This is a genomic window from Streptomyces sp. NPDC127129 (assembly GCF_042671585.1).
In the GTDB taxonomy this organism is placed as follows: Bacteria; Actinomycetota; Actinomycetes; order Streptomycetales; family Streptomycetaceae; genus Streptomyces.
Window position 1 is genome coordinate 1 of sequence record NZ_JBHXTV010000034.1, and the last position, 10,591, is coordinate 10,591.

The window sequence follows — 10,591 nt, forward strand, 5'->3', positions numbered from 1 at the left end:
TCTCAGAGCGCTGCGCGCTCTGGCAGTGACCGTCACTTCGTGACGGTGTGTCACTGCTTCGCGGTGACTTGCTCGGCTGCGCCGAGCCCCGGCCGATGGCCGGGCGGGGAGGACTGGCCTTTGGCCAGTTCGGTCGTCCGCTTCGCTCCCTCCCTGGGGGCCCGCTACGCGGGCGGCTGGCTACGGGGAGGGGTGGCCGGGCGGCTCTTCTTTGCGACTGCCCGTGGTGGTGTGCATCAAAACGTAGTCTAGATAGAGTCTGGGCCACCCCACACCCCCACGCTGCGGCTCTGTATGCCTTGCTGACGGCTTCTCACCCCTTCTCGGGGGGATGAGTCCAGACGGCTCGTCAGAGGCTCTGAGATGGGTACAGATCGCTACGTGGGGGCATCGACACCTGATGCAGCATGTACGGTTGGTGGATCGTGGCCACACCCTCTCTGAGGGGTGGTCACCGGCTGGCCGCTCTGGGCCTCTTGAGCGTTCGCAGCCCGCTGACCTGGGCAAACGCACTGCGGGCGACCCTTCGAGGGGGCCGCCCGCAATTTCTCTGACCGAATTACCTGGTCTAATGCCCGTCGCCCCGAATTGCCAGCGTGCAGACGAGTTTATCAAGACGATTATTACGGGCTTATGGAAAGGCTTATCCGGCCGCTTTGATTTGGTTACCAGATTCCGTCATCCTCTCGCAGGGTGGGGCAGTTGCAATCACAGATGCAGCCGCCTCCGCAGTTGGGGCATTCATCGCAGCAGTAATGCTTTCCGCATAGGCTGCATCGGCTTCCGCCGCAGTCCTCACAGGAGGGCGGGCGGTAGCTGTCTGAGAGGTACATTCACGCTTCCTTTCGGGTAGGAATGCCGACGGCCCCGGACTGTAGAGCCCGGGGCCGTCGTTGTGCAAATCAGCAGGTTACGCGGGTGTCTTGTCTTTCCATTCCCAGAGCCATTCCCTTAGCTCATCCTCGGTGTAGTAGGTGACCTTTCCGTCACTGATGCCTTCGGGAACGGTGATCCCGCGCTTCTCGGAACGCTGGAGCAGGTACTTGCGGGCGGTCTCGTAGCCCCACGGGAGGGTGCCGCGCTCGCAGTGCTCACGCAGGCTGTAGGTCTCCGGCAGCGCCTGGTCCTCGGCCACCTCGGCGGCAAGGCCGGCCGATGCTCCGGCTGTCCCGGCCGCTGTCCCCTCGGCCGTCCCGGAGGCACCGTGTCCCGGCTCTGACCTGGGGCTGGGCACCCCGACCCCCGTGCTGGCGTGGCCCGGGACAACCGTGGGGACCTTGGGTGCGAAGTCCCCGCCGGGCATGAACTCGGTGGTGGCTGCGGTCTCCTGTGCCTCGGCCAGGGCCTCGGGGGTGATCCAGGGTGCCATTTCCCCGTCATCGAACCATTGGGGCGCCTTTTCGCACGCTGCCAGCAATTCGCGGACTTCCGGGGTGATGTACGCGGGCTGGAATTCCCGGACGTACGCGTAATCTCCGCCCTCGGGGTCCATGCGCTTATCCGCGTAGGCTCCGCGGCCGGGGATTTCCGTGTCGTAGGAGAGGCGCGGCGCGTTCTGTCCGAATGCCACTCCCCACGAGACCATATCCTGCTTGCCTACCACAATCTTGGTGCCGATCTGCTTGCGTCCGATCGTCCCGCCGAACAGTGCATTGTCGAATTGCTGGCTGCCGACCACCACGCGGTGATTCGAGGAACGGCCCATCATGAGGATGATGGTGAACCAGTCGATAAACGGCGGGGCGCCCTTCTGCTTGATGCCGTGCTTCCACCAGGTGTAGGCGAACCGGATCAGCGTCGGGAGTTCGTCCACCACGAGCGTGCGTGGCGTCAGTTCGTCGCGCAGTTTCGGGTCTGCGCCTTCCTGAACGGCCTGCTCGGCGGCGAGGATGGACACCAGGAATTCCGCGAAGGCGCCGATGCATGCGCGGGTGGTGGTGTGGATGCGAACGCCCGACTGTCCGAATGCCTCGGCCATGGAATTCACCTTGGTGTCGAGGATGTCTACGAGCCCTCCGTGCTGCCTAGCATGGACAACGGCCATGTAGAGGACCGTGGATTTACCCGATCCGGTGTCACCGGCCACGCCCCAATGGGGAGTCGCGGTTTGCGTGAAAACAAATTGATCGACGATTTCATAACCCTCGATCGTCTTGCCCACGTAGACTTTATGGGCCGTGCCGGACGACTTCCATGCAACTTGGGTGGGCAGCTGGGGCATTGGGCGGGGTGCGGGCTTCGGCGACCACTGTGCGTAAGGGGAGCGGCCCGCGAGGTGGTAGCTGGCGACCCACTCACCGGGCACCTTGGCCTGGATCGCCTGCGCCATGAGGCTGCGCTCGCCCTCGGTGCCGGACCAGTGCAGGGGGACCCGGATGGTGATCCGCGCGCTCTCCGCGCTCAGGTCGTCCGGGATGCTCAGCCAGTAGTCCTGCCCGCGCTCCTGGTCCTCCTGGCCCAGGCGCAGCACCTGCGTGAGGGAGGCCCACAGACCCGGGCCGTAGGTCTCCGCGTCCGTGGCCTGGTAGCCCTTGCCCCAGGCTCCGGCCGTGACGAGGGTGACCGGCACCGCGGCCGCGAGCGCGAGGATCGTCCAGGCGGGTTCCAGGATCAGCCCGGCCGCCGTGGTCAGCCCGCCCACGCGGGCCGCTGAGCGCCCGGCGTAGCGCCAGTGGTGCCAGCGGCCCAGCCCCCGGCCCACGGTCCGCACAGCGGCCCATGTGGCGCTCAGACCCCGGCCCGCGGCCGCGACCGCCCGCGCGACCCACGGCGGCATCCGGGCCATGTCCGACAGCCGCTTGCTTAGCCGGTCCCAGTCGATGGCGGGGCCGGCGGTCGCGTCCGCGGCGGGCAGCGCGATGGCGCCCAGCTCGGCCGTGGACAGCGGGTCGGTGCTCACGGTGCCGGGGCGCCAGAACGAGGCGTTGGTGCGCGCCTTGCCGCGCATCTCCTTGCCGGTGAGGAACCGCCAGCACAGGGTGCAGACGCGCTTGGTGACCACGGCCAGCCCCTCGAAGGTGTCCTCAATGAAGGCGTTGGCGGGGCTGCCCTTGGCGGCGGGCTTGCCCTTCTCCTCGCGATGGCGGGTGCCGATGCCGTACAGCGCGCCCACGACGACCGCGCCGCCCACGAGCACGGGCATCCAGTGCCCGTGGGTGAGGGCGACAGCGTCGTGGATCAAGCCGGTTTGGTGGCCGGTGTGGTCGGTGCCGGATTCGGCTGCTGCCTGGTGGTAGATGCTCATGTGGTGCTCCCTGGTGCTCCGTGTCTGGGGATCACCCCCGCCCGGCAGGTGGTCTGCCAGGACGCTGGCCTGCCGGGCGGGTGAGATCCCTTGTGTGGGCGCTGCTACCGATCGTGGCTGGTGGGACTGACAGGCGGCACCCGAGAATCCGGGGTGGCGCTGGAAGAGTCCGCCGGGCCGGTTTTGTTTGTCCTGGTATTGCCGGTGTTGGGTGATGTGTCCGCCAACCCTCGGTCCCACAGCAGCAGTTGGCCGGCCACAGGTCCGCTCAGCCGCTGGAGCTGTGCCGGGGTCACGGTGCCGCGTGCCATCGGGCCTCCCGAGCAAGGGCCGGGCGCCCGCGGGCGCCCGGCCGGTCGGTCACTTCCTGCGCTGTGCGGCGCGCTCCTCGCGCTCCGCGTCCTGCCGCGCCTCCCGCTCAACCGCACGGGCCTTGACGGCCTCGATCTGCCGGTCGATGCCCCGGGTTGGGTGACCCTTGGCGGCCAGCCGCCCCACGAGGAGGGCGAGCTGGGCGGTCTCCCAGGCGGTGTAGCCGCGCTGCGGCTCCGGCCCGGTCACGGGTACCACCCCTGCTCCGGCTCGGCGGCCGGAGCCGCCTGCGGCTGCTGCCGCGCCTCCCTGACGTACCGGTCGACGGTCGCGGGCGAGACCTGCATGCCCATCGCGCCCAGGGTCTGCCGGACGGCCTCGGGGCTCATCCCGGCCCGTGCCAGCCCGTGGGTGAGGGTGCGGGCCGAGGGCGGACGCTGCGCGGGCACCCGCTCCTCGTCGTCCTCCGGCCCGGCGTCCTCCGCCGGGGGGTTCCCGGAGACCGGGCGGACGGGCGGGGGCGTCTCCGCGTCTGTGGCCTGCGGGTATCCGCCCATCCGCGGGGAGTCCCCAGAGATCCGGCGGGCGCTGCGGTGCCGCTCCACCTGCTCCAGCACCGTGGCCGTGCTGGCGCCCGCGTCCACGGCCGCCATCATCGAGCGGTTCGCCTGGTCCATGGCCGAGCGCCACTCGCGCCCGGCGGTGCCGTAGGTGGACGCGATCGCCCGTGCCCGGATCTGGTCGACGACCGCGCGGTTGACCGCGTCCTCCCGAACCGTCCACGGCTCCGGCTCCGGCTCGACGTCGAGCACCTGGTGCTCGTCGACGCGCTGCACCTGGTGCTCGTCGAGGCTGACGCCGTACTGCACCTCGACCGCGCGGCGGTGCGCTGCAGCCTGCCCACGCGCCCGCTCCGAGGTCCGGTGCACGGTCGCGGTCGCCAGCATCGCGTGCGCCTCGCGGTGCTCCGCGTCCACCCAGGCCTGCGTGTCCGGGTCCAGCTCACAGACCAGATGCGACAGCACCGTGCTCCACAGCAGCTTGGCGCCCAGCGCGATCCCGGCACCAAACGCGCCTTGTGCCAGCGCCCCATGCAGATGGCCGTGGTAGGTGATGGCACCGACGGACACCGCCAGCAGCGCCAGGCCCACCCTCCGGGCCCGGCCGCGCCGGTCGGGCTGGTAGCGGGCCAGCCACTCCATTCCCTGCACCGCCAGCCACGCCACATCGAATGTGATCGCGCCGCCGTACGCGGCCCACGAGCCGCCCAGCAGGTCACCGATCGAGTACGTGGACCACACGACGGTCACCAGGGACAGCAGCCCGGCGAGCGCCAGCTCACCGCGCAGCAGCATCAGATCCCAGTCCCGCGGGACAGCCGGCTGTTCCGCCGGCCGCACCACCGTGTGGGCCCGGCCCTGCCGGGTCACCGTCTCCGTACGCGTCTGCGGCTTCATCGGGCACCGCCCGACCGCAGCGCCTCGGCCGCCCGCCGCGCCCGCTCAGCGGCCTCGGCCGCCTCCCGCGCCCGCCGCATCGCGCCCTCGGCCGCGCCCTCCGTGGCGGTGTCCGCCCATGTCATCGCGCCCGCAGGCGCACCGATACGATCCATCACAGATCGCCCTCCTGGTCATGTCAGGTGGGTGGTTCAGGCGCGGGCCGGTGCTCCAACACCGGCCCGTGCCGTCCGAGCGTCTCTGGCGCTCTCCGCCGTGCTCCGGCCCAGCTCGAATGGGCCGGAGCACGACGGGCTACGCCAGCCGACTACAGCTCGCCGCGCCGCTCCAGCTCGCGGGCGATGTCGTTCTGATCGGCGATCGCGTCCACGTCCATCGGGGTCCGCGTCCGCTTGATCAGCTCGTACTCATAGCGCAGGTCCTCAGTGGACTGCGTCCGGCTGTGCTCGATCGACGCCGAAGACGGGCTCTTCCGGATCCTCATGTGCATTTCCTTTCATGGCGATTGATGCCGTTTCAGCCGGTCCGGCTGGCGACTGGCCAACCATGACACAGAACTTCTCGGTAAACAACCCTGCTTCAGTGGGCGTTGCGTGAGCTATGCTGTGCAGCATGGAAATTCCCGAGAAAGCGCAGGCCGAGGCGCTGGCGCGCGTGGCGGAACTGGGCACCCAGCGCGCCCAACTGCTCGCCGACGCCAAGGCGCTACTGCCACAGATCAAGGAAGCCGCCCTTGCGGCCGCGCGAATCGATGCCCCGCGCTCCCGCATTCAGCAGCTCAGCAAGGTGAGCACAGCCGTTGTCTACGGCTGGTTCGATGAGGCGGGCCTGCCCAAGCTCAAGGGCGGCAAGGGGGGTGTCTGACCAGATGGACTACCAGCGACACAATGTGGCTCCCCCCGGGCATGCCGACCTGCCGTTCGCCGGGGACGCGTCGCTCGCAGAGGTGCTGGGTGTGATTGACCAGCTCAGCGCGCTGGGCCGCGACCTGCGGGCCACGGTCCCCACCGCGAGCCTGCGGGGGAGTCAGTACCTGCGGGCCGCAGACCTGGCGCGATGGATCGCAGACGCCGCCGACGAGTTGCACCAGGACCTCAACCAGGACTCGTCAATCCCGCTACAGACCGACTGAGACCCGAGCGTTATTTCAGTACGCGGAATCCGCGTCCCGGCGACGCCCTGACTGGGCGTAGCCTGTCCCGCACAAGATCCAGACAGACAGCAGAAAAGCCACCCACCAGTTGCCCGAGAGTTGGCGCTCTCGGAGGTGAACGGCTTTCCGCTGGCCCTTGCCAAGGCTCGTTCTGAGTGTAGCGGTCGGTTTTTCGACCGGACACCGGGCGGGCCAGAGAGAGGCCCCACATGGCGCACCCGTCACCTGATGACTGCGCGTCCTGCCGCCGGATTTTCGGCGAGCTGGTTGAGCACGAACTGACCACTGCCCCCGGTACCTCGTTGCCCGCTGCCGTGCTGGCGGAGCGTGTGGGGCTGGTGCCGCGCGTCCTGCGCCGCCACCTCACCGAGCTGGTCACCGCTGGGCGCATTGATGTGGACCGCCGGACGCCTCTGCCGGGCGCCAGCGTCGGCCGGGCCCGCCCCCTGCCCACCTCGCCGAGCCCTGCGGAGTGGGCCGCGTCCATCCAGACCCGCGACCGCACCTGCTGCCGTCTGCTGGCCGCGCTGGCGCTCCATGCCGGTGCCGACTGGACCGGGCAGGAGCGGCAGGAGGATCTGGCCCGGGCCCTCGGGATCAGCGTGCGCACCCTGCGCACCCACCGGGGGCACCTGGAGGATGACCAGCTGGTGCGCTGGGACCGGCGCGGCCGGGTCCGGGGACTGCCGGACCGCTACACCCTGTTGTCCGGCCTGATCCGCCTGCCCGACGTGCCCGAGGAGTGGGCAGACCTGCCCTGGGCGGAGGGCGCGGCCGTGGACCTGATGGATCAGGTCTGGTGGCTGGCTGGACTGACCGACGCTCAGCACGAGCGCACCCGGCGCCACATCGCCCACCTGATGACCAACGGCTGGACGGCCGCCGAGCTACTGGGCCGACTCGATCGCATCCCGCCGACCGAGCACGTCAGCCACCCGTACGCGCTCGCGCAGTCCTTGCTGCCGGTCCGGGGAGAGCCGCCGGTCGCCACAGCGCAGGAGGTGACTGGCGGACGGGGCCCGCTGGCGATCGTGGATTGCGCCGGGAACTGCGGGCGTGCCGTTCGGGGCGTGGCCGGAGTGAGCACCTGCCGAGACTGCCGCCAGGCAGCAGCACCTGCACCGTTCTGAGGGGGAGACGGACATGGGGATCATCGGAGACGCGCTCAGTCGCGCCGCACAGGCAGCGTGGACGCGCCCGCTGCCGAAGTCCGCAGGGGCTCGGCTGCGGTTCCTGCTCAAGCGCGAGAAGGGCAGCACCCGCGCCGTGGCTGACCGGCTGGGCGTCAGCCAGCGCACCGTCCAGCGCTGGGCGAAGGGCGAGCAGCAGCCGACCGGCAAGCGTGCCGCCGCACTGGAGCGGGAGGCGGCCCGCGACTGGCAGCCCCGGGTCACCGCCGAGGCACAGCGCCGTTCCGCCCGGGACGGCCTGGTGGTGGAGACCCGGGCGCGGTTCGGGTTCACCGCCGCGCCTGGCACCACCGACGACGGCCGGATGCGGCGGATCACCGAGACGCTGCCGCCGGACGTGAGCGGGAGGATCTGGGAGGCGTGGCGCTCCGGAGATGAGGAGCAGCTGCAAGAGCTGGTCGGGCAGGGGCTGGGGTACTCGTACTTCCAGGACCGGGGCCGCCGCGCTCAAGGACTCGACGTAACGCTCACCGATGTCGACTACATCGAGCTGGGGGAGCTGTGAGCACAGATGGAGAGCCGGCTGAAGCGCCGGCCGACAGCACGAGGCAGACCGCACAGTGCCGGTGCCGCTGGTGCAAGCTCGCCCCGTGGGCACTGCCCACGGCGGCCGCCGTGCTCGTGGTACTCACCCTGGCCCTCGCGGCCGGGGGCCGGTACCCCTGGCCGGTCGATGCGGCGGTCTACCTCGCGACCGCCACCATGGTCTATGCGGTGCTCTCTGGGCCGGTGATGCGGCAGCGCTGGCGCCATGAGGACCGGCTGTTCAACGAGCAGGACCGGTAGACGGAACAAGGATGGGGCCCGCACCGTCGTGCGGGCCCCGGTTCATCGCAGGTCCCCCCATCGTCGCCAATTGGCGACAGCTCTGCACCCCGACCCACCAGACTTACAGAGTCCGGAACTGCGGGAGTCTGTCAGTCCTGAGTCCGGCGGCGCGGGGCCAGCGAGGCGAGGAGTTCGGCCTCCGTGTCCCCGCGGAGCCGTCCGGCGCGCGTCAGGAGCAGGTCGACCGCAACCCGGATCAAGGTGTTGTCCGTGATGATCTCCGAGCGGTTCCGGCGCTGCCCGGACACCCTGCGGCGCAGTGCCGCCAGCTCGGCGAGCTGGTCCGTCCGCAGACGCGTCTCCTTGCGCTCCAGGCTCTGCCACTTCGGCCCGTCTGCCGAACCCTGAGAGTCCGAGACTTCCGAACTCTCGGACTTTGTAACTTCAGAAGTCCGGGAGTCCGGGAGTTCCGAAGTTGGCTCGGCTTTTGGCTGTTCAGGAGCGGAGATGCTGCCCACCAGCTGTTCGACCTCTGGCACCAATGGCTGACGGATCGGTGACTCGGACGGCACCGTGGAGCGTTTGATCCGGGTCATGCGATCGCCTTCCACAGCCGCTCGGCGCCCGCCGCGTACACGTCGCGCATCTCCTTGCCCCGGGCGCCCAGAGCGGACAGCGGCATGCCTTCGTCCGCCGCGTCCTTGACCACCGATCGCTCCGGAATCGCGTCCCAGACCCGATCCGGCCCGAAGATGGCCGGCAGGCTCGTGAGGTGGTGCGCGTGGCCGGCCAGCCGCCCATCGACCTTGGAGGGGATCGCCGCGAGGAACCGCAGTTCCGCGTTCGCCAGCTCGGCGAGCGTCTGCGGATCCTGGACGAAGTCCCGAAAGCGGGTGGCGCCCTCCACCCCGTCGTACTCCGGCTCCACCAGGGCAACCGCCCAGTCAGCCGCGGCGAGGCCGAGCTGCGTCAGGTGCCCCAGCGAGGGCGGGCAGTCGATCAGCGTCACGTCGTGCGCCTCATCAACCCCCTCCAAAGCGCGCGCCAGCCGCCCGCGAGCGCCCATCACCGCCGCTTCCGCGATGCGGTTCTCCAGATCGAAGCGGGCCGGGAGCACATCGATCCGCATCCCGTACAGCCCCTCCCAGCCACACGGCACGATTCCGTCCGCCGCCGCGCCAGCCTGCCCGCTGCGGACCACCTCGCTCACCGAGACCGTGGCGGCCTGGTCCACCCGGTAGGGCCGCGCCAGCCGCCGCGAGGTGTTCGCCTGCGGATCCAGATCCACCACCAGGACCCGGCGCCCGGCATCCGCCAGCGCCGCCGCCGTGTTCACCACCCACGCGCTCTTGCCCACCCCGCCCTTGTTATTGCCCGCTGCCACGCGTCTGCTGCGTCCCACCATCAACCTCCGAACTCTGTAACTCCGGCACTTCCGTACCCCGGAAGTACACCACCAGAGCGCCCTCGCTTCGGGCGGACCCGCCCGAAGCGTCAGCCGGCCCTTTCACCGCGGGCCGCTGTGCGCCTCGCTGACGCCCCCGCACCTCACCTCCCGACAGGTGGGGCCGCCGGGGGAGCGCTGAGGGGCTCTCAGGCCTATCTGCGGCGCAGCTGGCGAGCGAATCGGCGCACGGCTACCTCGCGGGCGATCGGCGGCCCGAGGTAGCACGCCAGCACCGGAGCCGCAGCCAGAGCGAAAGCAGCCCATACCCCCCATAGCTGACGCATCAGCAGCACGCCCCCGATCAGCAGCAGCAGACCCACCGTCACCGCGAACGCGTGCGCCTCGTCCCGCTCCCGATCTCCCATCACGCACCCCCGCCCGTGATCACCGAGCCATCGAGCGTAGGTGCCACCCCCAACACCGGCACCCCGATTCACCGCACCACGCCCGGACGCAGGATCCGAACCGGCAACTCAAAGTCCCCCCCCCCCCCCGAAGTCCCGAGTTATCCACAGGCAACGGGCAAACGCACATCGAAACGCACGCGGATCGCACCTGGATCGCACAATTCCGGGGCCTACTGGCCGGTAAGGGGACTCTGAATTGCCGGTTCGGGTCCCCCCCTCCTGACCTGCGAAAACACCAGTTTCGAGCCCCTCGTCATCCACAATTTTGTACCAAGGGGGACCCGAGATTGCCGGTAGGGTCCCCCACCTCTGACCTGCGAAAACGCCCTCCAGTTTGTACCAAGGGGGACCCAGAATTGCCGGTTCTCTAGTAGTCCCCCTCCCCCATCACCGGCACCGCCGCGCCTGCCGCAAAGCGGCAACGGCGCCGGACGGCGGGCCGCGAAGCGGCACGCATCGTCTCGTCACAGAGCGCAGCGATGTGTACAGGGGCATAGCGCAGCTATGCCCCTTACCCGCTCCGCGGGTGGCGCTGGTCGAGGCGTCCGGCGACGTCGGAGACGGAACGTCCAAGGCCAACACCGCCATTCTGCACACCGGTTTCGACGCCGTG

12 protein-coding genes are annotated in these 10,591 nt (G+C 69.8%); 5 read left to right on the forward strand and 7 right to left on the reverse strand.

All coding sequences use genetic code 11. The annotated features are described in order from the left end of the window. Positions 1-910: 910 nt before the first annotated feature. The 5 genes from ACFVGW_RS35555 to ACFVGW_RS35575 form a co-directional block, all read right to left on the reverse strand. Positions 911-3,244, reverse strand: coding sequence for a type IV secretory system conjugative DNA transfer family protein (locus ACFVGW_RS35555; RefSeq protein ID WP_375847194.1), 2,334 nt, complete (start codon positions 3,242-3,244; stop codon positions 911-913). A 360-nt stretch (positions 3,245-3,604) separates the two neighbouring features. Continuing rightward, entirely contained in the window at positions 3,605-3,805 is a 201-nt protein-coding gene (locus ACFVGW_RS35560) for a hypothetical protein (protein ID WP_375847193.1), read from the reverse strand. Continuing rightward, the gene (locus tag ACFVGW_RS35565) at positions 3,802-5,013 is read right to left on the reverse strand and encodes a hypothetical protein (protein WP_375852390.1); all 1,212 of its coding nucleotides are present in this window, start codon (positions 5,011-5,013) and stop codon (positions 3,802-3,804) included. The genes ACFVGW_RS35560 and ACFVGW_RS35565 overlap by 4 nt, the downstream gene beginning before the upstream one ends. Beyond that, complete coding sequence (locus tag ACFVGW_RS35570; protein WP_375847191.1) at positions 5,010-5,168, reverse strand: hypothetical protein; 159 nt, start codon at positions 5,166-5,168, stop codon at positions 5,010-5,012. Before ACFVGW_RS35570 ends, ACFVGW_RS35565 begins: the two co-directional genes overlap by 4 nt. A 152-nt stretch (positions 5,169-5,320) precedes the next feature. After that, positions 5,321-5,497 carry a hypothetical protein gene (locus ACFVGW_RS35575; RefSeq protein ID WP_376085933.1) on the reverse strand — a complete coding sequence of 59 codons (177 nt, stop codon included), beginning with the start codon at positions 5,495-5,497 and terminating at the stop codon, positions 5,321-5,323. A gap of 128 nt (positions 5,498-5,625) precedes the next feature. On the opposite strand from ACFVGW_RS35575, the gene ACFVGW_RS35580 reads away from it, so the two are divergent. From ACFVGW_RS35580 to ACFVGW_RS35600, 5 genes are all read left to right on the forward strand, one after another. Further along, positions 5,626-5,877: a hypothetical protein gene (locus ACFVGW_RS35580; RefSeq protein WP_376085935.1), complete on the forward strand. Its 252-nt coding sequence runs from the start codon at positions 5,626-5,628 to the stop codon at positions 5,875-5,877. Positions 5,878-5,881: 4 nt separating this feature from the next. Beyond that, positions 5,882-6,145, forward strand: coding sequence for a hypothetical protein (locus tag ACFVGW_RS35585; protein ID WP_375847188.1), 264 nt, complete (start codon positions 5,882-5,884; stop codon positions 6,143-6,145). Between the two features lie 230 nt (positions 6,146-6,375). Beyond that, on the forward strand, positions 6,376-7,296 hold the full coding sequence (locus tag ACFVGW_RS35590; protein WP_375847187.1) for a hypothetical protein: 921 nt from the start codon (positions 6,376-6,378) through the stop codon (positions 7,294-7,296). A 13-nt stretch (positions 7,297-7,309) separates the two neighbouring features. Beyond that, positions 7,310-7,861 carry a telomere-protecting terminal protein Tpg gene (gene tpg, locus ACFVGW_RS35595; RefSeq protein ID WP_375847186.1) on the forward strand — a complete coding sequence of 184 codons (552 nt, stop codon included), beginning with the start codon at positions 7,310-7,312 and terminating at the stop codon, positions 7,859-7,861. A gap of 110 nt (positions 7,862-7,971) precedes the next feature. Next, positions 7,972-8,142, forward strand: a complete 171-nt coding sequence (locus ACFVGW_RS35600) for a hypothetical protein (RefSeq protein ID WP_375847185.1) — start codon at positions 7,972-7,974, stop codon at positions 8,140-8,142. Positions 8,143-8,273: 131 nt separating this feature from the next. Here ACFVGW_RS35600 and ACFVGW_RS35605 read toward each other — a convergent pair whose 3' ends face one another. Together ACFVGW_RS35605 and ACFVGW_RS35610 are read right to left on the reverse strand one after the other, a co-directional pair. After that, positions 8,274-8,720, reverse strand: coding sequence for a hypothetical protein (locus ACFVGW_RS35605; RefSeq protein WP_375847184.1), 447 nt, complete (start codon positions 8,718-8,720; stop codon positions 8,274-8,276). After that, positions 8,717-9,529: a ParA family protein gene (locus ACFVGW_RS35610; RefSeq protein WP_375852391.1), complete on the reverse strand. Its 813-nt coding sequence runs from the start codon at positions 9,527-9,529 to the stop codon at positions 8,717-8,719. The genes ACFVGW_RS35605 and ACFVGW_RS35610 overlap by 4 nt, the downstream gene beginning before the upstream one ends. Positions 9,530-10,591: the final 1,062 nt, after the last annotated feature.

Excerpts from the sequence above, each read along its gene's own strand:
- ACFVGW_RS35590 (WP_375847187.1), top strand. The coding sequence starts at position 6,376 with ATGGCGCACCCGTCACCTGATGACTGCGCGTCCTGCCGCCGGATTTTC.
- ACFVGW_RS35565 (WP_375852390.1), bottom strand. The coding sequence starts at position 5,013 with ATGAAGCCGCAGACGCGTACGGAGACGGTGACCCGGCAGGGCCGGGCC.
- ACFVGW_RS35555 (WP_375847194.1), bottom strand. The coding sequence starts at position 3,244 with ATGAGCATCTACCACCAGGCAGCAGCCGAATCCGGCACCGACCACACC.
- ACFVGW_RS35580 (WP_376085935.1), top strand. The coding sequence starts at position 5,626 with ATGGAAATTCCCGAGAAAGCGCAGGCCGAGGCGCTGGCGCGCGTGGCG.
- ACFVGW_RS35605 (WP_375847184.1), bottom strand. The coding sequence starts at position 8,720 with ATGACCCGGATCAAACGCTCCACGGTGCCGTCCGAGTCACCGATCCGT.
- ACFVGW_RS35610 (WP_375852391.1), bottom strand. The coding sequence starts at position 9,529 with ATGGTGGGACGCAGCAGACGCGTGGCAGCGGGCAATAACAAGGGCGGG.
- ACFVGW_RS35585 (WP_375847188.1), top strand. The coding sequence starts at position 5,882 with ATGGACTACCAGCGACACAATGTGGCTCCCCCCGGGCATGCCGACCTG.
- ACFVGW_RS35575 (WP_376085933.1), bottom strand. The coding sequence starts at position 5,497 with ATGAGGATCCGGAAGAGCCCGTCTTCGGCGTCGATCGAGCACAGCCGG.
- tpg (WP_375847186.1), top strand. The coding sequence starts at position 7,310 with ATGGGGATCATCGGAGACGCGCTCAGTCGCGCCGCACAGGCAGCGTGG.
- ACFVGW_RS35570 (WP_375847191.1), bottom strand. The coding sequence starts at position 5,168 with ATGGATCGTATCGGTGCGCCTGCGGGCGCGATGACATGGGCGGACACC.